Source organism: Lactobacillus apis (assembly GCF_003150935.1).
Taxonomy (GTDB): Bacteria; Bacillota; Bacilli; order Lactobacillales; family Lactobacillaceae; genus Lactobacillus; species Lactobacillus apis.
The window spans coordinates 647760-672898 of record NZ_CP029476.1 but is presented as its reverse complement, the minus strand read 5'-3'; the positions used below and the strand labels follow the sequence as shown (position 1 = coordinate 672898).

At 36.8% G+C, this 25139-nt stretch carries 19 protein-coding genes; 1 reads left to right on the top strand and 18 read right to left on the bottom strand.

The window, feature by feature from the left end; genetic code table 11:
- Positions 1 to 62: 62 nt before the first annotated feature.
- Positions 63 to 10271, bottom strand: a complete 10209-nt coding sequence (locus DKL56_RS03270) for an SLAP domain-containing protein (protein WP_109715398.1) — start codon at positions 10269 to 10271, stop codon at positions 63 to 65.
- A gap of 977 nt (positions 10272 to 11248) precedes the next feature.
- Here DKL56_RS03270 and DKL56_RS03260 point away from each other — a divergent pair.
- On the top strand, positions 11249 to 11701 hold the full coding sequence (locus DKL56_RS03260) for a universal stress protein (RefSeq protein WP_109715396.1): 453 nt from the start codon (positions 11249 to 11251) through the stop codon (positions 11699 to 11701).
- Between the two features lie 57 nt (positions 11702 to 11758).
- Here the strand turns inward: DKL56_RS03260 and DKL56_RS03255 are convergent, their stop codons facing one another.
- The 17 genes from DKL56_RS03255 to prfA form a co-directional block, all read right to left on the bottom strand.
- Positions 11759 to 12952 carry an FtsW/RodA/SpoVE family cell cycle protein gene (locus DKL56_RS03255; RefSeq protein ID WP_109715395.1) on the bottom strand — a complete coding sequence of 398 codons (1194 nt, stop codon included), beginning with the start codon at positions 12950 to 12952 and terminating at the stop codon, positions 11759 to 11761.
- A 16-nt stretch (positions 12953 to 12968) separates the two neighbouring features.
- Positions 12969 to 13199, bottom strand: a complete 231-nt coding sequence (locus DKL56_RS03250) for a DUF2969 family protein (protein WP_046306667.1) — start codon at positions 13197 to 13199, stop codon at positions 12969 to 12971.
- 8 nt (positions 13200 to 13207) lie between these two features.
- On the bottom strand, positions 13208 to 13501 hold the full coding sequence (gene yidD / locus DKL56_RS03245) for a membrane protein insertion efficiency factor YidD (protein WP_109715394.1): 294 nt from the start codon (positions 13499 to 13501) through the stop codon (positions 13208 to 13210).
- A gap of 18 nt (positions 13502 to 13519) precedes the next feature.
- On the bottom strand, positions 13520 to 14509 hold the full coding sequence (gene mreB / locus DKL56_RS03240) for a rod shape-determining protein (protein ID WP_046306663.1): 990 nt from the start codon (positions 14507 to 14509) through the stop codon (positions 13520 to 13522).
- An 82-nt stretch (positions 14510 to 14591) separates the two neighbouring features.
- A complete protein-coding gene (locus tag DKL56_RS03235) occupies positions 14592 to 14822 on the bottom strand; it encodes a DUF1146 family protein (protein WP_046306660.1) in 231 nt (76 codons plus the stop codon).
- Between the two features lie 71 nt (positions 14823 to 14893).
- Entirely contained in the window at positions 14894 to 15331 is a 438-nt protein-coding gene (locus DKL56_RS03230; protein ID WP_109715393.1) for a F0F1 ATP synthase subunit epsilon, read from the bottom strand.
- Positions 15332 to 15342: 11 nt separating this feature from the next.
- A complete protein-coding gene (gene atpD / locus DKL56_RS03225; protein ID WP_109715392.1) occupies positions 15343 to 16782 on the bottom strand; it encodes a F0F1 ATP synthase subunit beta in 1440 nt (479 codons plus the stop codon).
- Positions 16783 to 16806: 24 nt separating this feature from the next.
- A complete protein-coding gene (locus tag DKL56_RS03220; protein ID WP_109715391.1) occupies positions 16807 to 17769 on the bottom strand; it encodes a F0F1 ATP synthase subunit gamma in 963 nt (320 codons plus the stop codon).
- A 10-nt stretch (positions 17770 to 17779) separates the two neighbouring features.
- On the bottom strand, positions 17780 to 19291 hold the full coding sequence (gene atpA / locus DKL56_RS03215) for a F0F1 ATP synthase subunit alpha (protein ID WP_046306652.1): 1512 nt from the start codon (positions 19289 to 19291) through the stop codon (positions 17780 to 17782).
- Between the two features lie 14 nt (positions 19292 to 19305).
- On the bottom strand, positions 19306 to 19854 hold the full coding sequence (gene atpH, locus DKL56_RS03210) for an ATP synthase F1 subunit delta (protein ID WP_109715390.1): 549 nt from the start codon (positions 19852 to 19854) through the stop codon (positions 19306 to 19308).
- Positions 19854 to 20366 (bottom strand): F0F1 ATP synthase subunit B, encoded by a 513-nt coding sequence (gene atpF / locus DKL56_RS03205; RefSeq protein WP_046306647.1) that lies wholly within the window; start codon positions 20364 to 20366, stop codon positions 19854 to 19856. Before atpF ends, atpH begins: the two co-directional genes overlap by 1 nt.
- A 41-nt stretch (positions 20367 to 20407) precedes the next feature.
- Complete coding sequence (atpE, locus tag DKL56_RS03200) at positions 20408 to 20632, bottom strand: F0F1 ATP synthase subunit C (protein WP_074425482.1); 225 nt, start codon at positions 20630 to 20632, stop codon at positions 20408 to 20410.
- 18 nt (positions 20633 to 20650) lie between these two features.
- Positions 20651 to 21364: a F0F1 ATP synthase subunit A gene (gene atpB, locus DKL56_RS03195; protein ID WP_109715389.1), complete on the bottom strand. Its 714-nt coding sequence runs from the start codon at positions 21362 to 21364 to the stop codon at positions 20651 to 20653.
- Positions 21365 to 21482: 118 nt separating this feature from the next.
- Complete coding sequence (gene upp, locus DKL56_RS03190) at positions 21483 to 22112, bottom strand: uracil phosphoribosyltransferase (RefSeq protein WP_109715388.1); 630 nt, start codon at positions 22110 to 22112, stop codon at positions 21483 to 21485.
- Between the two features lie 84 nt (positions 22113 to 22196).
- Positions 22197 to 23201 (bottom strand): L-threonylcarbamoyladenylate synthase, encoded by a 1005-nt coding sequence (locus DKL56_RS03185; protein WP_109715387.1) that lies wholly within the window; start codon positions 23199 to 23201, stop codon positions 22197 to 22199.
- Positions 23201 to 24049 (bottom strand): peptide chain release factor N(5)-glutamine methyltransferase, encoded by an 849-nt coding sequence (prmC, locus tag DKL56_RS03180; RefSeq protein WP_109715386.1) that lies wholly within the window; start codon positions 24047 to 24049, stop codon positions 23201 to 23203. Before prmC ends, DKL56_RS03185 begins: the two co-directional genes overlap by 1 nt.
- Entirely contained in the window at positions 24042 to 25130 is a 1089-nt protein-coding gene (prfA, locus tag DKL56_RS03175) for a peptide chain release factor 1 (RefSeq protein ID WP_109715385.1), read from the bottom strand. Before prfA ends, prmC begins: the two co-directional genes overlap by 8 nt.
- Between the last annotated feature and the right edge of the window lie 9 nt (positions 25131 to 25139).

The window sequence follows — 25139 nt, the reverse complement described above, 5'->3', positions numbered from 1 at the left end:
CACAACTGTTATTTGTAACAATTGTGCCACTTTTATTTTGGTCTAAAAGTTAACTTTCTAATTTAAAAGTTAGCCTTTTTAACGTATTTATTTTGCGCAACGATATAATACTTTTTATTCTTAATAGAAACAGGATCACCATAGGTCGAAATTGAATGGTTCTTTCTCAATACCTTTTTACCTAGACGATTACCATATTGGCTATAAAGATAAGCATTATGTCTCAGCTTTAAGTTCTTACCATCGACGTTACCTGCATTAATTAGTAAACCATTTGGCAGAATATAGTAGTTAGTTCCTTTAATTGCTTTTTGCCCGGTTACGCTAATTATAGAGCCAGCTAGATAAATTAATTGGTTAGCACGATGACCACTTTCATCATAAAGATACGCATTGTGCATCAACATTTTTTCAAAGGTTGTCTCAGATTCTTCTTTAGACTCATTAGCAGACATTGCTTCAACCTTTGCAGATTGATTAGAAACAATCACTGCGACATTTGAAGCTTTAACATAACGATTTTTATCAATGATAAAGTACTTCTCGCCACGAAGTTTAACACTATCACCATAAGTTTTAATAATACTACCCTTCTTTAGAACACCAGCTTTCTTTACACGCTGTCCGAATTTGTTATAAACATAAGCATTATGCTTTAACTTTTGCTCAATTGCCAATCCGTTGCCAACGGCAACATAGTATTTCTTATTGTTATCATGTGTGTCAATTAGTACATAGTATTCATGACCTGCAATAGTGACTGTACCATAAGTTGAAAGAATTGAGCCGGCACCAAGTGTAACTTTGTTAGCACGTTTTCCTGAATCATCATATAGATAAGCATTATGCATTAAGGTTACATTAGTACTTTCGCCTAAATCACTTGCTGCACCATTTTCTTTATCAGTAGTTGGTTTCTTAGCTGGATTTGCAGGGTTAGAAGTCGTATCACCATTACTATTAGAAGTAGAATTACCTCCACCGTTGTTAGTGTTGCCGTTATTTCCGTTATTTCCGTTGTAATTGTTGTTGGCACTGTCTTTAATAATTTTATCAATAACAGTTGAATCTGAAGAGGCTTTATTAATCGCTTCAATACCATCGTCACGCTTACCGTCAACATCAGTAAGAGTATTATTTTGATTAATCTTTTTCTGAGCATCTGCTAGAAGGCGGTCGATTTCAGTCTTAATCGCAGCTTTTTCATCATCAGTATAGTTATCACCATTTTCATGTTTTACCTTGTTATTATCAATTTTCTTCTTAGCATTAGTAGCAGCATCAGAAACAGCAGCTTTGGCAATTTCTCGTATTCCAGTTATTCTATTATTCGAAACTTCATCGTAAGAATTACCAGATATATATTTATATTTGTCATGCTCACTGTTAGTTGAATAAATCCATGCAGAATCACCAAAGTATTTTTGGTTCTGAGCAACTGCACCTTTGTATTCAGCCTCAATATCCCTATTGGCAGAACTCTTAACTGTGTACAATGCTTGTTGCATTAATTGATCAATTGCTTGCCTTGTCATGTCAATATCATGGTTCATCTGATTGGCAATACTTTCATAAGATGCATCAGCTTGAGCATCCTGGGTAAGCACATTATCTACACTTCCATGTATGCCATCAAGTCTATTTTTGAAATGATCTCTATCTGGAGGAAGAAGGCTATCTATATCATTAAGCTTATCCTTTGCCTTATTGAACATATCCTTAACTTGTTCTTTAGCCATTAGCTCATTATAAGCATTGATTCCGTTGCTATACGATTGGGTTGTAGAGCCAATGTTTGTTGAATGCTTAATTGAATCAATTGCTTCACGTATAGCTTGAATATTCCTTTGATAATCAGGATTTGCTTTTTGTTCTTCAGTTAACCCATTGTATCCAGCTTCTAGACCTGTTACTTCATTTCCAGCACCCTTTAAGGCATTAGTTTGATTATAATCAAACCATTCAGAAGTATTTTGATAAGTATCAGTTAGCTTAGTACCAATTTGATTTTCGTCAGTCGGAATTTTGTTGATATCAGTTTGCTGCTCTATGCTTGCTTTTTCATTTGCATATAGGTCATCAACTATCTTGTTTAATGCTTTCTTTTGATCGGCAGTTAGTTGAGATAACCCAATAATGTTGTGAGTTGTTGCATATTTTCTTTGTAAAATATCCTCTGCCTTTGCTTTTGCAGCAGCAAGATCAGTATCTTTTTCAACATCAGCAAATCCAGGAATGTGACTACCGGAATCACTATCAGAATATCCTTGAGTTGCGTTGCTGACAATCTGATCAACATCCTTTTGGATGTCATCAGTAGAGCGATCATTTCCGTTCTTATCTGTAGTTGGAACTGCGTTAATCTTTGCTTTACTTTGATCGTAAATGTCTTGGAGCTTCTGCTTTTGCTTTTGTAAATCAGAGTTTACCAAACCAGAGCTTTCAAGCTTTTTATCAGCTTCAGCTTTTTGCTCAAGAAGATTATTAATAGCATTTTGCTTAATTTGATAGATTTCTTCTTTATTTTGAGCTGTTTGATAAAGTTGATTAATTCCAGTTTCACCTAAATTGATTGAGTGTCCGTCGCTATCCAGTCCCTTTTCAATAGACTGCAATTTCTGTTTAACATTTTCGAAATCAGTTGTTGTTGGATTGCTTGGTAAAGCAACTTTACTAATTTCATCCTTAGTCTTTTGAACCAGCTGATTAAGTTGATCCTGCAAGTCAGCCTTTTGTTGATCAGTTAAATGACTTGCAACCTGACCAATACTGCCCTTATCTTTGACATATTTATCAATAGCGGCAATTTGCTTGTTCTTTTCGCTAAGTAAATTAGCTGGAATACCGGCTTGATCTATCGCAGCTTCACCAGCTTTTTCAACTTGATCTAATTTTGCATTATCATCAGCACCATATAAGTCACTAACACCTTTTTGCATCGCGTCATTTATTGCAGCTTCATTTTTGCTTATCTCAGTTGGATCAAGACCTAAACTTGGTAATTTTGCCTTAGCAGCTTCAGCATATTCTTTCAGAGTATTAATTTGTTTGTTCTTTTCCTCGAATCTCTGAGTTAAACCAGTAATTGCATCATTACCAGCTTGTGCTGCTTGATTCATTGCACTATTTGCATCTGTTGAATTGTTTTGAGCAGCTTGAATATTTTGGGCAGCTTTGTCACGCTCTGACTTAATTCGGTCTCTCATCTGATCTGCAAGACTAGGATTATCTTTGGCAATCTTATCGGCAGACTCGTTTGCCTTATTAACTGCATCTTGCAACTTAGTCAATGCATTATTAACAGATTCTGCCTTGATAATTTCATTATTAACTTTATCCAAATCCGCATTATTCTGATCTTTAGCGTCAGCTAGTTGATCCTTATTTACAGTGGAGTTAATTCTAGACTCGCCAGATTGCCGAGCTTGATCAAGTTTATTCTTCAAATCATTATATTGATCTTGACCTAACTTTTTATTAGCTAAATCTTGATCAATTTGTTGTTGTAATTTACCAATTGAGTCAGCCAAATCATTCTTAGCAGAGTCTTTAGCAGCGTTCATGTTCTTATCGTTGACGGTGTCAATGATTCCTTTCATAATGTCGTGGCCCTCATCTTGGGCTTTTTGAACATCATCTTGGTTTTTAGCCTTGTCTACCTTTGCCTTTGCCTTATCCCGCTCGCTATTAATCATGTCCGCATCTCTAGGGTCGTTTTGAATGGCTCCTTTAGCATACTCATCCAAAAATGAATTTGCCTTATTTTTAACTGATTGCAGTTTAGCATCGGCTAAAGCCTGATAAATATTGTTTAGGCCAGCATTTTTCTCTGTGTCAATATTTTCTGCAATAGCACCATTAACGCTTGCAACGGCATGATTATAAGCATCTTGTGCTTGCTGCTTAAACTTAGCTAACTGATCTGAAGTTAAACTTGGTAATCCATTAATTTCTGGTAGAACACCGGTATCTGTTGAGCCCTTTCCAAGAGCTTTATCAAGTTCTTTAATTGCTTGATCTCTTTGGTTACGGATATCATCTGCATCACTCTTACTTGCATTTGTGATAACATTACTAATTCCCTGTAAAGTATTATTTTTAATCTTTTCAACTGTATCACTATCATTTGCAGCGTCAATATCTTTAAGGCCTAAATCAGCTACTTCAAAAACTGCATTTTGGTCTCGTGAATCATGTAGTTTATCGCGAGCTTCAAGTGCCGTCTTTTGAATCAAATCTTTAGCAATAACTTTATCACTAGCCAACTTTGCAGCTGATTCGACATCATTAATTTTATTTAATGTATCTTGATAAATCCCAGTTAATTGATCTTTATTCGTTGTAGCATCAATTTTACTGTTTGCATCTGTTGGGATTTTATCAAGTTGACTAATTGCATCATTAAATTTATCTTTTACTTCATTTCTTTGGTCTGTCGATAATTTGCTATAAATGTCACTTAAACGACTCTTGGCACTGGTAGCAGCATTAGCAATACTATTCTTAATGTCGGTTTTAGATGCGTTGAAACCATTACCTGTAGCTTCTGCAGCATCAATAGCTGATTCACCTTTTTTCTCAGCTGTGTTAGCGTCGGAAATGGCATCTGTAGAATCAATTATTGATTTAGCATTATCACGTGCAGCTGTAATGTTATTAATAGTGGTTGTCTTGGTATCATTAGTAATATCCGAAGAATTATTGATTCGCTCAACCGCCTTTTGAGCATAATCATCAAGCTTTTGCTTATTAAGAATCTTATTAACATTTACATCACTAATCACATTGTCAATTAATGACTTACCATTTTGAACGATTTCATTAAGCTGCCCATTAGTAGTGGTGTTTTTATTATTAATTCCATTAACACCGATATCATATGTAGCATCCACTTTTGCACGTAAGTCTGCTTTGTTGGCACTTGTAATCTGATCCATATTGCCAATTTGCTCTTTAACTTTATTTCGCTCAGCCATTAAAGTTGCTAAAGCTTGGTCTTTTGCAGACTGCAAGTTAGCAGAAGTTTGAATGCTTGCTAAATCATTTTTACCTTTAGCTAGTGCTGCATCTATATCGTCTTTATTTGCACCTTGAATAGCAGTTTGAGCTTGATTAAAGACACTTGTAATCTGATTATAGTAGTCGTTCTTTTCTGTTACTCCTAAATTAGGATCATTAGTAATTTGACTATTTGCGGAATCGCGCGCATTTTTTAATTTCTCGATTGCGGAATTACGTTGCTTTTCTAGAGCTTGGGCGTTGATATCTGATGAAAGAGAATTAATAACAGAATTAATGGCATCAATTCCTGTTTGAGCATCATCATTAATATCAGTTACTGTATGGTCATTAGTAATAGCTTGAATTGCTTGATCATATCCTGCATCAATTTGATCCCGTTTAGCTTGAACTGTTGCAGGATCAAGTTGTTCATTCTGCTGAGCACTTGTGAGAGCCTCTTTAGCTTTAGTTTTGGCCTGTTGTAATCTACTAATTGCCTGAGCTCTAGTGGCTGTGATCTGAGCAGCACCTAAATCTTTTAGAATATTATTTTGACCTTCTTGTTTAGCCGAATTAATATCAGAGATACTTTGAGCCGAAGTGATTTTTGTCTTTGCAGCCTGTGCATCTTGATCAATTTGATCTTCATAATATTTCTTATTTGAGGGACTGAGTTGACTATCATCAATGTTTTCAATTTTGGTTTTTGCATCATTAACTGCTGTATCAATGTCTTGAGCTGCCTTTGTTCTAGCTTCTTCTATCTCCTTATCTGCAGTGCCTCGAGCATCGCTTACAATATTCTCAATACTACTTTTAGCATTAGTTACTGTCTCAGCAATTTTTGAACTATCAACTTTGTTTAAGGTATCTATACTATCTTCAGCTACCTTACTGATTTGGTCATGATATGCTTTCTTTTGTTCATCAGTCAGATTGCTTGTTTGATCAATTCTTGAATTAGCGTTAGTTTGCTCTTGTCTAATTTGCTTAATAGCAGCATCTAAGGAATTGTTACGCTCACCCTTAGCTTTAGCCGAAAGCAGTAGGTTATTCAAAGCAGTAATACCATCATTTCGTGCTGAGTCGATTGCGGTTAAACTATCTGCTTGGTCAATGCGTTGGTTATACCCAAGAGGAGTTGTTAAATTATTGAGTAACTTCTGTGCAGCTGCTACGCTATCGTCAATATCATTTGCAGATAAACCAGGCAAACTACGCAATTGGGTTTCAATATCGCTTTCAGTTTTAGCAAGTTTAATCTTAGAAAGCTGTCTCAAAATTGACCTCTTAACTGCCTCCTCAGTCGTTGAAACAGTTGCGGAATCGCTTGCTTTACTAATATTAGCCAGTCCATCATTTACTGTTTTCTCTATATCAGAGTTTGAAGCAATCCCTAACGAATTTTCATTAGCGCTTGCATAGCCCAAAATTTCAGCCTTTGCAGCATTTTGATCAAAAATAGTTTGTGCAGCTGCTTCTCTTTGGCTGATTACAGTATTATCAGTAGTTCCGTATATCGACTTTTGCTCATCATACATAGAACTTCCAGGTTTAGCAGTTGCAACTTGTGCAGCCTGATCAATTGCGTCTAATAGAGGAACCTGCTGATCCGAACTAATGCCTGAGTTCTGTACTCGCTTTTTGGCAGCTTCAGCTGCAGCATTAATTTTACTTGCTTCTTGATCAGCATTTATATCCTTAATAGCCTCCTTACCCTTAGAACCATCAGGATCATCACCAGTGATAATGTTGTGAACTGCTTGATTATAAGAATCTTTTATTTCTGCAGTTTTATCGGCATGGTTTTTAATTTCATCTTGAGCAACAGCCTGTAAGTCCTTTAGGGCCTGAATTGTTTTGTTAACTTGATCAATTATACCTTGAGCTTCTTTTTGGTGCCCATCCACTGATACTTGATCAAGGTCTTTTTCAATGTCACCTTCCGGTTGAGCAATAGCCTGTGCGCGAGACAGACGACCAGTTAGCTTTAATACTTCGTCCTTTTCTTCTTTACTCAAGTTAGGATCGTTTGCAAGTTTGTAAGTATCGACATAGACCTGATCAATTTTTTGCTTAAGATCGGTTTCAATATTCTTTTTATAGCCATAAGCTGCTTGATCAATCGCATTAATACCATTCTTCTCTGCTTCTGTAATATCTTTATCAGTTTGAAAAGCTTTCACAGTATTAATTGCTTTGTCACGAGCAGAATTAATTGCATCTACCATTGTAGGAAATCTCTTTGACTGCAATATGGCTTCATTATTTAAATTCGTTATTGCACTATCGCGAGATGTTTCAATCGTTGAAGAACTTTGTGCTTGGCTTACGATGTTCTTAATCGCATCAAGGGCAGCATTCTTACGATTGTTAACTTCTGTTAGCGTGTTTGAGCTTGAGGCATAAACTGAAGTTTTTTCATTATTAGTATCAATTGTTTTGGATGCAGCGGCCGCAACTTTATCTAATTGCTCATTAAAGTCTTTAACTTGAGCTTCAGATAGGTTGTTAGGTCTATGAATTTTCGCATCACTAATTGCGTCAGTAATTGCCTTAGCAGCTTGATCTTGTGCATCAGACAAAGTTAAAATATCTAAGTTTTTAATAATTGGGCGACGTCCCATAGCTACGCTTGATGGATCGTAGCTAACAAAGTTAGCATTTGGCGCTAGTTCTACAGAGTAACCCTTATCAAACTTAATCGTTTGGTCAGCGGGAATAGTAAAACTAAAGGATCCGTCATCATTTACAATTGCCGCATATTGTGTTGGTAAAGGATTCAAAGAACTGTTGCTTGAGTCTCTTATAGTGTCTTTTGTTTGCGCATATGGATTATCAATTATGTTCTTACCATTTTGATCCTTTGGAGTCCACGCTGTCTTGCTACCCATACTATCAATCAAATTAGCCATAATATATGCTTTAGTTGCAACAGGTAGAATTAAACTAAATGGGTTTTTCAAATTTTGTGGATCTGAATCAGGACCATCAACAGCAGAATTGTAATTAATTACACTACCTGGATCACCAGAAATTGTTTGTGAACCATCAGCATTTCTAGTTATTTGAACCTTACCGGGATCAATATCCAAAAAACCGCTTGGATTGGCTGGAACGAAACTAATGTTGTTATAGCCAAAATTGTTACTATTATTAAATGCCTTTTGAATAATATCCGAAAAAATCTGATCGTAAGTCCAACCGTTTTTGATACCATCAGCCAATGAGGTTTGAACGTCTTCAGGCAATTTATCGAATGAAATATTAGCTTTAGCCGCTTGCGCCTTAATTTCTGCCAATCTATCTGCAGTTAACTTCTCTTGGCCATTAAGCAATTCGATATTATCCACCGCAATCGTGCTATCAGTTTTCCTAACAGTTAAAACGTGAAATGGAGGCAAAGTTACTTTACCTAGCCCACTTTGCGTCGAACTCAAATCAAACTGTTGTCGAACATTTGTTAAGGTAATTGGCATTGTACCGATAATACTGGTATTAGGATTGGTATTACCTTGGGCATTTAAAATTAATGAAGTAGGATTATTAACAACTAGTTTTCCACCTTGAACGTCTACCAATAGTATTTGACCAGTACCGCCGTTTACATATTTGCCACTTGGATCTGGCTGACCAAGAACGATATTGAAACCACCGTTTTCTATATTAGCCGTACCCTTAATAAGAACTAACGTACCAGAATAGTCACCCATATTTGAACCGTTAATGTTTAATGAGCCTCGCGGTAAAATGTTAAAGTTACCGCCATCATAAATCAGGTTTCTGTTCCACCAGTTATTGGCTATATCGCCGTTAGTGGTAATATTGACTTTCGCATCGCTATTAATATTGAAGACAGAATTACCATCATTGATAAGAATCGCACTAGACTGATCATTGTCATTTGTACCATTATAGTGATCACTACCAACTATGATGTTTAATTCACCATCAACATTCACGGTTTCATTATTACCTAACATGGCAATAGCTAAAGGAAGTCCGGTGTGTTCAGCAGCGTTAGAGCCTAAACTATTATTAGGAAAATAGATTCGCGGCGAAAGTGTAACCTTAGCGTTCTTAGCAATATTAACAACATTGTTGCTACCTTGCATTTCGAGCACGTTACCACCGACAGTTTTACCGGTAAAAGTTCCGCTAAAATCGATTGAGTTATTTGAACCAGTGAATTCAAATAGTTGTTGAACATCACCACTTGTAATTGTAATCCCTGGATACGGTGTATGAGTTACTTCACCATAGTTAGTTCCGGTAAAGTAGATTTTTGTATTATTACCACAGTGAACCATTTGTGATCCATGGAAATTAACATTATTAAAGGTAATTTTGGAAAAATGCCCGTCCTTGTTGTAATCATCAGTCATGATGACACCCCAAATATCTGCACTCCATAAATCAAGATTATCGTACGTAATATCCAAGTCTTTCGTACTTCCACTATTTAATTGGAGGTGATTACCTTTCAAATCAACTTTAAATCTGGTATTACCGTTGCCACCGGATTTAATCAACATTTTTCTTCCGTAAAAGTAGAAGGCTTGTGATCCATTCTCTGGTCCGTCTGTAATATCGTTCATGACGTCAATTTCTGAAATAGACTCATTCTGAAAAGCAGCTATAAGTTCAGTAAAGCTATGGACCTGCGCTACACTAGCATCCTTGGTTTTAATTTCTGTCGTTTTAGCAGTATCTGGAACTTTAGCCGCTGGATCAGTTGGATCAATGGGTTTAGTCGTCGTACCTCCTTTATCTGAGGTGTCAGTGGTTTCTCCAGTTTGATTGGTATCAGAATTACCTGTACTAGTTTGATCCTTAGAATCAGCTGTGTCAGAACCAGGTTTTTGATTAGCACTATTTTGCTGATCAGAGCCATTTGTTGCATTGGTCTTTCCTGTCTGACTAGTTGAAGAACTTGAATTAGTGGTTGGAGGTACACTGCCATCTCTTAAAAATGAGCTTAAACCTGAGTAGGTACTTACATCAACCAAGTGATTAGCATTTTGAGTGTTATCATCTTGGGAGTTAGCCTTTTGACTATCAGAAGTACTCAAACTATCTGTCTTCTTGCTAACTTCTTGAGAAGCATCTACCGTATCTGCTTTAGCAGTTTGGGTATTTAGGCCAAAAAAGGTAAAGCCCAATAGCACAGAAGCAGTACCAATTGTCAATTTTCGAATTGAAAAGTGGTCCTGCTTATCTTGCATTTCCATTTTCTTTAATCTTTCATTGTTATTATTTTTCCCTAGCATGATATTCCTTTCTCAAAATCTATGTTACAACTACATTGTATGACCACTATTAATAATTTGCTAATATAGTGCTTACACTTGATATGCATTTTATAAATAATGAGTTAAGTGCTTTTTCAAAAGGAAAACTGCGCTGTGCTTTCTGCTAGCAATTACTATTATATAAGGACTTGTTACTATACTTCAGGATTGATGCCTAATACTTCAAATATAAAAAAGTGCATTTTATTTGACAATTATCCGTTTGCTTAAATTTTATTTTAACAGCCTGATTATGTATAAATATTAAGATATAAATAAAAGCAACAGTTTAATTCATAACATTGTGATTTTTTTGCAATACTATCTGCCTACTGTTTGAATCTTGACAAATACTGTAATGGTAGGTAGTATAATAATTGATCTGAGTTGATCGACTAGCTTAATTGTATATAGTTGACCGGTCAAACATAAGACATGCGAGATTGTAAATAACTTTTGAATCGGAATACTATTACTTAGTTAATAGGATCCATATTCATTGCGATACATCTCATTTTTTTGAACACTGCGGGTTCAACAAGCATTCTTTTGCTATATTCGGTCGACTCGGATTTCTTTAGAAATTCAGGAAGCGGTCTATTGACCGCTTTTTTATTTGGAGACTTTTATGATCTTAAAAATTGTTATTATTCTGTATTTAGCCGTGCTTCTTCTAGCCGCCTCCTATCTTTGGCATAACCGAGATAGACACTTTTTGGTTTTTAGTAGTAAAAGTAATACGAATTTCCGCCCTATTATGTCTTGGACAGCAATTATCTTATTGTTGGAATGCATTATTGGGATCATCATCTTATTCCAAAGTAATAAGTATTTGAATTTGGTTACCCTACTTCTTAGTTCAATTACTATTCTAATTTTTAGCTTATTAATTAATCACGAAAATGATTAATTCGCCAAAAATTTGGTAAAATGAATATATAAGAGAGGTGTTTTAAATGATGAAACAATATCACCGCATACAAGTCGCCGTTGATGGATCAAAAGAAGCAGATTTAGCTTTTAAAAAAGCAATTTTACTAGCTAAGGGTAATAATGCAGGCTTAGAAATTTTACATGTCATTGATACTAGATCCTTCCAAAATGTTTCAAGCTTTGACTCCGAAATGGTTGAGCAAGTTTCAAATGATGCTAAGGAAAAGCTGCAAAAATATTACAATGATGCAAAAGAAGCGGGAATTGACGATGTTCACTTTTCAATTGAATTCGGTTCTCCTAAGGCAATCATTGCACATGACTTTCCTAAAAAGCATCAAATTGATTTAATCGTAGTTGGTGCAACTGGCTTAAATGCAGTAGAACGAATTTTAGTCGGTAGCGTAACCGAGTATGTCACCAGAACAGCAGATTGCGATGTACTAGTTTGTCGTACCGCCGAAAATCAAAATTAAAATAAACTGGGCATACAAAAAAGCACTTCTTTTAAAAGAAGTGCTTTTTATTTTTAATTAAAAGTCGCCTGCCTGGCTAAACATATAATCTTTATTATGAAACTTCATCGATAAAATCATACCAATACCAATCATATTCCCAATTAAGGCTGAACCACCTTGGGAAATAAATGGTAATGGTATACCTGTCAACGGCAAGAGATCAATACTCATTCCTATATTTTCAAAAACATGGAACAAGATCATCATAATGACCCCTGTCGATACATATGAGTAAAATGCATTTTTGGTATCAAATGTAATACGTACCATCTGGACAATCAGGTATAAGTAAAGCAAGATAACTGCTACACTACCAACAAAACCAAATGATTCACCAATTACTGAATAAACCATATCCGAACCACGAACTGGTACATAAACACTTAGATTTCCAAACCCATTACCAAAAATCTGTCCAGATCCAATCGCTTGCATACTCTGCCACAACTGATATGCTGCTTTAGATGTATCTGTAGATGGATTCAGCCAAGACATGATACGAGCAAATTGGTACGGTTGAAAAGAATGGCTTAGAATAACTTGGCCGCCTGGTGTAGTGACCATAAAAATCACTACCACACCTATAATTGCAACTATGATAAACATTGGTGTTATTATCTTCCAAGATATTCCTGAAACAATAATTACTCCACCAACTATAGCAAAGAAGACAAGCATCGTACCGAAGTCATTTTGTAATTTCAGTAGAACTGCAATTGGCAGCATCCAACCAACTATTTTACCAATTAAAACCCAGTCATTTCGAATTGTATGTGCGAACTTCTGATTGTGCTCTCTAACTACTCTAGCTAACATTAGAATAAATGCTGGTTTCATTACCTCGGATGGCTGAAAGGAAATTGGCCCTAGCTTAAACCAACTTTTGGCACTAACATCAGCAGCTATACTTCGATTATAAAAGAATAAAACTGCAATCAAAAGGACAATTCCTAGACCGTAGGCATATGGTGCAATTCGAAATAACTGTTCTGCATCAAATTGAATTACAAAAACAACTATTACTAAAGAAATCAAATACCAAAGCCCTTGCATTAAAACTGCTTTTACTGGGCTTCCCATATGACTTGGATCATCTATTGCAGCAAAGTAAATCGAGTATAAACCAACAGCTGCCAGAATCAGCACAGGAACAACAATGTTCCAGGCTATTTGATCATACAAATCAGTTTTATTTTGTACTTTTACCATTAATCATCACTGTCCACTATTTTTCATGTAAAGCAAAGTACGATAGCAAGTCATTGATACTACTTTCTAACGTCTTTGCATATAGAACACTATTAGTTTTATTAGTAGTTGCACGATAACGTCCATCAATTTTTTCAATTAAACCAATAGCTTTTTTCTTCTGTGGAATGACTACTTCCCAAGTCGGATTATCTTTCCCGTTGATTTCATTAATTTCAATATTAATATTCTCTGGTTTCTTTGACATAAATACTCCTATTTCACATCAGGATGAAATTTTTTAGCAATAATTTCATCTTCATATCTCTCTGGGTGGGGGTTACGGAAAACAGTAAACTTATCAGGTACCGGGTCAACCCCTCCGCGAACAAAGGGATTGCAACGCAAAATCCTGCTAATACCCATAATTAATCCTAAAAAGGGACCAAATTTGGTCAAAGCATCAATCATGTAAGTTGAACAAGTAGGATAATAACGGCAAGACTTAGGTAAAGCCGGCGAAATAAATTTCTGATAAATTCTAACTAGATAAATTAAAATCTTACGCAAACCACACCTCCAGTTGAATTAATGACGTTGATGCTTTTCGATATTTTTAAGCAAAATGCCTGTTCCCAATGCAACAGCTTCAAGAGGATGATCAGCAGTCAAAACTGGAACCTTAAGATAGTACGAAATTAGTTTATCCAAGTTCTTTAACATCGCACCACCACCAGTTAGCATAATACCACGATCAATAATGTCGGCAGATAACTCAGGTGGAGTCTTCTCTAAAACATCTTTAGTAGCTGCAATAATTGTCATCAAACCATCATGCAAAGCCTCTTGAATTTCAGGAGCAGAAACAGTTGCCTGTTTAGGAAGGCCATCCACTACATCACGTCCACGGACAGTAATCGTCTGATCCTTATCCGGCTCAAAGGCACTACCAATTTCAATTTTAATTTGTTCAGCTGTTCTTGAACCAATAAGCAAGTTATGCTTGTTTTTAATGTAAGAAACAACAGCTTGGTTCATATGATCTCCAGCATAGCGAAGAGATTGGCTAGTAACAATTTCACCCATTGATAAAACAGCAATATCAGTAGTACCACCACCAATATCGATAACAATATTACCTTGTGGCTTAAAAATATCTAGCCCTGCACCAACAGCTGCAACCTTAGGTTCAAAATCAAGGTAAACCTTACCACCACCTGATTTTTCAGCTGCTTGAATAATTGCCTTTTGTTCAATTGAAGTTACTCCAGTTGGAGCACAAATCAAAATGTTAGGTTTTGACATAAAGCCCTTAACATTTAATTTTTCAATGAAGTAAGATAGCATCGCTTCTGTAATGTCAAAATCGGCAATTACCCCATTCTTTAATGGGCGAATCACACGAATATTACCAGGCGTTCTACCTACCATTTTGTATGCTTCAGTTCCAACAGCTACTACTTTATTTGTACTTGTATTGACAGCAACTACTGATGGTTCATTCAAAACGATTCCCTTACCAGAAACGTTAATGAGCACGTTGGCTGTCCCTAAATCAATTCCTATATCTCGTGCCACAATAATCCTCCATAAATATTCATTGTACATTTTACCATAAAGAAAGCTAGTTTGCTGCACTCTTCAGGCGTTTTAACAAGTCTTAAAAGAAATTACTTAATTGTAAAGAAGTATCTATCAGCGTAATGAAAAAATTCCCTACTAAAAAGCCTAACGCAATTGCCGCAAAAATCAGTAGCAATTGCGCTTCAAAAACCTTATTAGTTCTAATAATTTTTTCGATTCTAACACTCTTCATAATTTGAAATGATAGCCCTATTGTTATCAGGTAAATAATAATACTGATCAGAGCATGAACACCAAGTTGAAACATTTAATTTCCCACTTTTCTTTAGTCAAATAAAAAACGGATACACGCTTTTGTGTATCCGTTAAACTTTAATACTATTTACCTGAATTGTAAACACTAATCCGGTTGACAGCCCTTCTCAATGCAACTTGTGCTCTTTCGAGCGATCTTTGATCATGCGCTGCTTTTGCTTCCTTCAAAGCATCTTGAGCACGCTTTCGAGCTGCTTCAGCACGAGACACATCAATTTTATTTGAACGTTCCGCACTATCAGCAATAATCGTTGCTACATTATCAGAAAACTCAAAGTAGCCACCGCTTACTGCTATGTGATTAACAACTTCATTCATCTCACGACTTCTTTTAACCCTAATTTCACCAATTGAAAGTGGAGTTAAAATAGGCAAGTGATTATACATGATTGAGCGTTGTCCATCGATTGCACGCATCTCAACAATACTACAATGATGAGAAAAAACTACGCCATCAGGTGTTACAACATTTACCATGAAAAGTTTTTCTGGATCTGCCATTTGACATCACCCTACTTTTCTAATAATGCTTTTGCTTCAGGATCACTGGCGGTTACACCCATATCTTGAGCTTTTTTCAAAACATCTTCGATAGGACCCACGCTACGGAAAGCATCTTCTGGTAAATCATCTAAATGACCATCCAAAATCATCTTAAAGCCCTTAATTGTCTCTTTGATTGGAACATATGAACCAGGTACACCAGTAAACTGTTCAGCAACAAAGAAGTTTTGGGATAAGAAGAACTGAATCTTACGAGCACGACTAACAATTACCTTCTCTTCATCAGATAATTCATCCATACCCAACACTGAGATAATGTCTTGTAATTCGTGGTATCGTTGCAAAATGTGCTGTACACGTGTAGCAACTTCGTAATGTTCTTGACCAACTACTTCAGGATCCAACGCACTAGAAGTTGATTCCAATGGATCAACGGCTGGATAAATACCCTGCTCAACTAAGCTACGTTCCAAGTTGGTTGTAGCATCAAGGTGAGCAAAAGTTGTCGCTGGGGCTGGGTCGGTATAGTCATCGGCAGGAACATAAACGGCTTGAATTGAAGTAATTGAACCCTTCTTAGTTGAAGTGATTCTTTCCTGCAATTGACCCATTTCAGTTGCAAGTGTTGGTTGATAACCAACGGCACTAGGCATTCTTCCTAACAAAGCTGAAACCTCAGAACCGGCTTGAGTAAACCGGAAAATGTTGTCGATAAAGAGCAAAACGTCTTGGCCTTCAACATCTCTAAAGTACTCAGCTAGGGTTAATCCAGTTAAAGCTACACGCATTCTGGCACCAGGCGGCTCATTCATTTGACCAAAGACCATCGCTGTTTTGCTTAAAACACCAGATGCCTTCATTTCAAAGTAAAGGTCATTACCTTCACGTGTTCTTTCACCAACACCAGTAAAGACCGAAATACCACCATGCTCTTGAGCAATATTGTGAATTAACTCTTGGATAATAGTAGTCTTACCAACTCCGGCACCACCAAACAAACCAACTTTACCACCACGAACATAAGGTTCAAGTAAATCAATAACCTTAATCCCTGTTTCCAGAATTTCTTGGCTGGTAGTTAATTCATCATATTTTGGTGCATTTCGATGGATACTGTTACGAGGATGATCTTTATCGAATTTTGGACCATTATCGATTGGTTCACCTAAAACGTTAAAAACACGTCCTAAGGTATCAGAACCAACAGGTACTGAAATAGGACCTCCAGTATCTTGGACCTTCATTCCGCGCCGGAGTCCGTTGGTAGATTCCATCGCGATTGTTCTTAATACACCGTCACCGAGTTCAAGTGTAACTTCAAGAACAATTGATTCATCATCCGACTTAACGACGCGCAAAGCATTGTTAATATCAGGTAGGTTTTTGTCAAGTGGAAATTTCACATCGACTACAGGGCCGATTACTTGAACAACTTCACCTTCACTCAAAACATCTACCTCCTTTTCTCTTAATTATTTCAAAGCATTTGCACCACTGACAATTTCAGTAATTTCAGTAGTGATCTCAGCTTGTCTTGCACGGTTTAATTTTGTAGTTAAACTTGAAACCAAGTCATTTACGTTATCGGTTGCACTCTGCATTGCTGTCATTGAACTAGCATGTTCTGCAGTTTTTGCATCCAAAATTGCCCCATAAATAGTTGAACGGGCATATTGAGGAATTAGTGTAGTCAACACCGTATTAATGTCTGGCTCAATATCATATTCTAGATCTCGGTGTTCTTTTGCTTCTTTAAGGCCGATATCGATATCAACAATAGGAAGCATTTTTTCAACACGAAATGCTGATGATAAAGAGTTTATGTGGTGCGTATAACAAACGTATAGCTCATCATAAACTCCGTTTAAGTACATTTTGATTGCAGTTGAAACAATTGGTAAAACTTCATCAAAAGTTGGTACATCAGAAATTGCAGTATTTTCATAAACAACATTCAAGTTGTTTTTCTTGAAAAATTCAGCTCCAACTGAGCCAACAGCAAGAATTTTAATGTCTTTATTTTCTGCTTTTGCATCTTCAGCTAAGCCCATCATGTTTTTAATGACGGCACTATTATATGATCCAACAAGTCCTCGATCACCCGTAATTACAAGATAACCAGTAGACTTTACTTCTTTACGAGCTTGAACCATGTCTGAAATGACACCTAAGCCAAAAACACTCTCATAATCAATCTTACTGATGCTGTCTTCATCAATTGCAACATTTTCTTTGTGCAAATGACTAACCACTTGTGCACTCATCAAACGCGAAAGAGTTTGTCGAACATGGTCATTATAAACCGTATATCCTTCATCTCTTTTTTCTGTTTGATTTAGTTTTGACGCAGAAACCATTCTCATTGCTTCTGTGATTTTACCAGTTTGCTTAACTGAAGCAATTTTCTTCTTCAACTCAAGTAAAGATGCAGGCATAAGCTACCTCCTATTTATTACTTGGTGAAAAACTATCTGCAAATTTAGAAATTGCAGTCTTTAACTCACTTTCATCCGGCAGTTCACCTGTCTCACGGATGTGATCCAATAAGTCTGAATGTTGACTATCAAAGTTATCATACAATTCTTTTTCAAATCGGCCGATATCTTCAACAGGAACAGAATCCAAATAGCCATGAGTTAGTGAGTATAGTAAGACTACTTGCTTTTCAACTGGAATTGGGTCATGTAATGGTTGTTTTAAAACTTCAACAACTCTGCGACCACGGTTTAATTTAGCCTGGGTTGCCTGATCCAAATCACTGCCAAATTGAGCGAAACTCTCTAATTCATGATAAGCTGCTAAATCAGTACGTAAAGTACCAGCAACTTTTTTCATTGCCTTTATCTGAGCGCTACCACCAACACGGGAAACAGAATTACCAGCGTCAATAGCTGGACGAGTTCCTGCAAAGAACAAATCACTTTGTAAGAAAATCTGACCATCCGTAATCGAGATTACGTTGGTAGGAATATACGCTGAAATATCTCCCGCTTCAGTTTGGATAAACGGAATGGCAGTCATTGAACCTCCACCAAGTTCATCACTCAACTTCGCACTACGCTCCAACAGACGGGAATGCAGGTAGAAAACGTCACCAGGATAAGCTTCACGACCAGGCGGACGACGAAGGAGCAAAGAGAGTTCACGATAAGCAACGGCTTGTTTGGATAGGTCATCAAAAATGACTAAAACATCCTTGCCGTTGTACATAAATTCTTCACCCATTGCCGTACCAGCATATGGTGCTATATAAAGCATTGGGGCCGGTTCACTTGGTCCAGCTTCGACAACAATTGTATAATCCATTGCGCCAAAGCGTTTCAAAGTTTCTACTTGCGTTCTAACAGTTGACTCCTTCTGACCAATAAAGACGTAAATACAAATTACATCTTGTCCTTTTTGATTCAAAATAGTGTCAACAGCCAAGCTTGTTTTACCAGTTTTACGGTCACCAATGATTAATTCACGCTGACCTCGACCAATTGGAACCAATGCATCAATTGCTTTAATACCAGTTTGAAGTGGTTGATTAACTGATTGTCGTTGCATAACTCCAGGTGCAGCATCTTCAATTGGACGAGTCTTAGTGGTTTTAATTTCACCAAGTCCGTCAACTGGCTGACCCAGAGGATTAACTACACGACCAATCAGTTCTTCGCCAACTGGCACACGCATGATTTCACCGGTTCTTTTTACTTGGTCACCTTCGCGAATATCATCAAAGTTACCCAAGATAATGATACCAACATCATTTGACTCAAGGTTTTGAGCAATACCATACGAACCGTTGTCAAATTCCAACAATTCATTAGATAGAACATTGTCCAATCCGTGAGCCCGGGCGATACCATCACCTATGTAAGTTACAACCCCAACCTCATTAATGTCGAGTTTGTCATCATAGTGTTCAAGCTGTTGCTTGATTAAAGAGCTAATTTCTTCTGCTTTAATGCTCAATGGTTTCACCTCTTTTAATTTTTACTAATTAACTGCGCACGAATCTTTTTCAGTTTGTTCTTTACTGAACCGTCGATAACGCAATCGCCAACTTTTAGAATTACACCGCCGATTATCTCTGAATCTACTTTGTTTTCTAGGGTAACACTAGCTAAACCAAATTTTTTAGCATAACTATCTCCTAGAGCACTTAATTGATCTTCATCGAGTTTAACCGCAGTTATTGCAGTTCCAACCATTATTTTTTTGCTGTCATTATACAATTTATTAAAGAAATCGATAATATCAACAAGTTCAAGAAAATGATTATAATCTAGCAGCAAATTTAAAAAAGTTTGAACTTCTGTACTGAAGCCCTGTTCAATTGCTGACAACGATTTTTTCTTTTCATCACTGTTTAAAATTGGATCACTAAAAACACTAAGGATCTGTGGATTTGTACAAACGGCTTTTCTTAATTCACATAATTCTTCTTTAACAGTATCCAAAGCGTTCATGTCTTGCGCATAATTAAATAGCGCAGTTCCATAACGTGCAACAATTTCTTCTCTACTTAAGGCCATTATTTATTCAGCCCCTTAATAAACTGATCAACCAAATCTTTTTGATCATCAGCAGATAAGTTTTTAGCAATTACCTTTTCAGCAATTGTAACTGATATATCAGCTACCTGCGCACGTGCTTCATCTAATGCATCTGCTTTAGCTTGTGCAGCATCTGCTTTCGCCTTTTCATGAATCGAAGCAGCGTCATCGTTAGCCTCAGCTACGATTTGACTACTTGTCTTCTGCGCATTAGCTTTTGCATCAGAGAGAATTTGTGTTGCTTCTTGTCTTGAATTTTTCAAGGCAGCTTCACGTTCATTAGCCAAAACTTCGGCTTTTTTGCGGTTGTCTGCAGCTGAATCTAAATCGCTAATTACTTTTTGCCGTCTTTTTTCCATCATTTCGGAAACTGGTCCCCAAGCATAGTGCTTAACCAAGACAAGCAAAATTGCAAAAACAATCAAATACCAAATGGTATTACCAATGTAAATATGACCTGATGAGGCTGCAAATAAAGTTTGAAATGTCATTTACTGCCCTTCTCTCTTTTCAACTTAATTACTTTTAAAAATTAAAGGAAGAGAATCAGAAAAGCAACAACAATTGCCAAAATTGGAACGGCTTCAATCAAACCAACACCGATGAACATTGTTGATCTCAAGTTACCTGCACTTTCAGGTTGACGAGCCATACTTTCGACAGTCTTAGTAATAACTTTACCGTTACCCCAAGAAGCAGCTAATGCTGCAATACCAGCGACCAAAGCTGCAGAAATATATTTAAATGCTTGTGACATATTTAAACCTCCGAAAAATTATTCTTTTGTAACTTTCTTACCAATATAAACCATTGATAAGGTTACGAAAACATATGCCTGGATAGAGCCAATGAAGACAGAGAAACCTTGCCAAACCATCGCAAGTGGGGCAGCTAAAACCATAGTTGTAATACCAAAGCTAGGAGCTAAACTATTTCCAATCAATGTCAATAGCACTTCCCCAGCATAAATATTGCCGTATAAACGTAAAGACAAAGTCAAAAAGTTAGTTATTTCCTCAATCATATTGATTGGGAACAAAAAGCTAACTGGCTCTGCATAATTGCGCCAATAGCCACCTACGCCAAATTTTTGCATTCCAAATGTGAATGATAGAAGCAAGGTCATCATTGCAAACGACATCGTCGTTACTGGATCAGCTGTTGGTGACTTAACAAACATATTGTCACCAACTTTGACTTCTAAGAAGAGTCCCAATTGATTCATGCAAAAGATAAATAGGAACAAAACAAAAGCATAAAGTGATAGATGCTTACGCGCATCAGGATCACTGACATTATCTTTAACAATGCCATCAGTGAAATCCAATAAATATTCAATCACATTTTGCTTCTTGTTCGGTCTCAATTCAACTTTGCGCGAGAGCCAAATGCAGACGAATAAAACCACTGCAGCCATTAAAGTTGAGCCAATCATCCCAGCGAGATCAAAGTTTAAACCCAAAAATTTAAAAACAAATGATTTCTCCATTACTTCGTGACCTCCCTTCTTGTGCCCAGTTTATCGAACACTCCTACAATATTAACACCAAACAAACCTTTTGTGAAAAATTGTAAGCGAATTCCGTATACTATTTGTAAAAATATCGCTATTTAGTGCCAAACAAGCGGTCACCGGCATCACCAAGACCTGGGGCGATGTAGCCATTTGGTAATAACTTCTCATCTTCTGCTGCGGCATAAATGTCTACATCAGGATTTTCTTCCTGAATAGCTTTTACGCCTTCGGGTGCAGCAACTAAAACGGCAAGTTTAATGTCCTTGACACCACGTTTTTTCAAGGCGCCAATAGCCATATTAGCCGAGCCACCAGTGGCAAGCATTGGGTCAACTACTAAACACTCACGATCTGCTACATCCTTAGGCATCTTACAGAAGTACTCGTGTGGTTCTAATGTTTCTTCATCACGGTACATCCCAATGACACCAACTTTAGCTGAAGGAATCATTTCCATCACACCATTGAGCATACCAATACCTGCACGCAAAATAGGAACAATTGTCATCTTTTTACCGGCTATTTCCTTTTGCGTTGTTTTGCCCATTGGTGTTTCAATTTCAACATCCTTTAATGGTAAATCCCTAGTAATTTCATATGTCATCAATCCGCCAATCTCACCAACAATTTGACGAAACTCATTGGAGCTTGTCTCCTTACGTCTAATGATTGTTAACTTGTGTTGAATCAACGGATGATCTAACACTGTAAATTTACCCATTCTTTTCCTCCTATAAAACAAATATACTTTCTCGCTTATTTTAATCAAAAAAGCAGAGGGTTTAAAGCCCTTTGCTTTATTTTTTTACTTTACATGAAAATGGTTCTCAGCCGCAGCTTTATTTAAACGATTCATATATGCCAAGGTGGCCTCGCTGCCACTGAAACCTTGGACATAAATTTGATCAATTGACTGCTTATCATCAAAATAGCGCAATGCACCAAATAAGTTATGATCGGCATCTACCAGATTTTTACCCAAACTATACTTATTTTGCTCTGGTACATTCAACCCAACTAAAACAGAATCTAAAGCTGCTACGCCAGTATGCTCATTAAACTCAATTTTTGCAAAATCACTCGTGTCATCAACAATTATTACTGGTTCACTTGGAGCATAATGACGATACTTCATCCCCGGAGCCTTTGGTACATCTTGATCTTTCACTTGTCCACTGTTAATCAAGACCTTTTCACCAAGTACTTCGCTTAGCTCTTGTGGCGTAATTTCACCTGGTCGTAAGACAACCGGCGTTTCGACGGACAAATCAATAATAGTTGATTCCAAACCTACTCTTGTTGGCCCACCATCGATTATGCCCGCAATTTTACCATTTAAATCATGATAAACGTGCTGTGCAGTGGTTGGACTTGGTTTAGTAGAAGTATTCGCAGAAGGCCCAACTATTGGATAGCCCAGTTTAGAAATCAAATCGTGTGTCAACTTATCATCTGGGCAGCGAAAAGCCACAGTATCTAGCCCACCAGTAACAGCTTTTGGCAAAGCATTAGGCTTAACAAAAAGCAAAATAGTCAGCGGACCCGGCCAAAAATGCTTCATTAATTTTTGCGCACGTTCAGGAATTTCTTTTGCATAATCCGAAACCATCGCTTCATCTGAAACAGTTACAATTAACGGATTATCACTAGGTCTTCCCTTAGCAGCATAAACACCCTTCACAGCTTTTTCATTAGTTGCGATAGCGCCAAGACCATAAACTGTTTCGGTCGGAAAAGCCACTAATTCACCAGCTCTTAAAAGTTTAACGGCTTCATCAATTTGGTCCTGCTGAAAAATTTTCGTTTCCATTACTTATTCCACTTCCCAGTTACCATTCGCGGTTTACTTGCCATATCATCCTTAAATTCAATTGTAAAATCAGGTAATTCTTTAGCAAATAGTTCTTGTAATTGCTGTTTTTCGCTAAAGCCAAATTCTAAAAAGAACTCTCCACCAGGATTCAAGTGTTCACGTACCTGCTTGGCAAATTTTTGATAAAATGTAATACCACTTTTACCACCAAATAATGCTTCTTTAGGTTCATTTTGTAAAACATTCTGATCCATCACATCTTTTTCAGATTCTTTGATATATGGTGGATTAGAAATTATCTTATCGAACTTTTCTAATCCAATTAAAACGTTAGCTTTGCGCACAGTGACGTCTAAATCATAGACTAAGAAGTTTTCTTCCGCTGTTCTTAAAGCAGCATCTGTCACATCAGAAGCGAACAAATTTAAATCTGTAATTCCTTTTTTAGCTGCTTCTTTTGCTAAAGCAACAGTAATACAACCTGAACCAGTACCTAAATCAAGTACGGTCTCACCGCTTTTTAATTCTTCAAGCGTCCAAGTAACTAGTTCTTCAGTTTCAAAACGCGGAATTAAAACACTTTGTTCAACTAATATCTTGTAACCATAAAACCATGAATAACCCAAAATGTATTGAGGTGAAATTCCTTTAGCAAGTTTTTTGACATCTTTTTGGGCTTGCTTAATTTGAGCGTCGGTTAGCGCCATTTCTTGTTTTAACTCAAATTCGCTTGGACTTAATCCAAGTCTTTCAGCTAAAAGAAAATTAACATCTTCTTGACGCTGATCAGCAGCCGTTTCGGTTGCCCAAATACTTAAGTCCTTCAAAGTAGCAATTTTAGCCATTTTGATCAGCCAACTCCTCTAATTGCTTAGTTTGGTTATATAAAATCAATGCATCAATGACTTCGTCCAACTCACCATTCATAATTCGATCTAACTTGTTGAGTGTTAAACCAATTCGGTGGTCAGTTACACGGTTTTGCGGATAGTTATAGGTTCTAATTCTTTCAGAACGATCCCCCGTACCAACCGCATTTTTCCTCTTTTCGTCATATTGATCACGATTTTCACTTTCATAGTAATCATAAACACGTGAGGTTAAAATTTGCATTGCTTTTTCACGGTTTTGTTGCTGACTACGTTGATCCTGCATTGCCACCACAATTCCAGTAGGTAAGTGAGTCATTCTAACAGCACTAGAGGTCTTGTTAATGTGCTGACCACCTGCACCACTAGAACGGTAAACATCAACTCTGATGTCCTTTGGATCAAGCTCAAAATCAACTTGCTCATATTCTGGCATTACAGCAACAGTTGCAGTTGAAGTATGTACTCGTCCTTGAGATTCAGTTACAGGGATACGTTGTACACGGTGAGCACCATTTTCATACTTTAATTTAGAGTAAACTTTGTCACCTGTAATCATGATTGCAACACGCTTATAGCCACCAACTTCAGTAGGTTCACTATCAACAATGGAGACTTGCCAATTTTGTCGTTCAGCATATTTTTCATACATTCTGAGTAAGTCACCAGCAAAAAGTGAGGCTTCGTCACCACCAGCTGCACCTCTGATTTCCATAATGATATCTTTATCATCATTAGGATCTTTAGGAAGCATTAAAATTTTGATTTCGTCTTCCAAATCAACTATTTCCTGCTCTAGGCTACTATTTTCTTCTTTAGCCATTTCAACTAAATCAGAGTCACTTTCACTTGAAATAATTTCGTTATTATCTTTTATTTCTTTTTTATCTGCTTTGTATTTTTGATATTTTTCTACAACATCATGTAAGTCAGATGCTTCTTTGGAAATTTCCATATACCGTTTGGTATCGTTGATAACCTCTGGATCGGCCATCATTTCTTGCAATTCATCATAATGAGCCACAAGTCCTTCAAGCTGTGCCATAATTTTATCCATATTTTATCA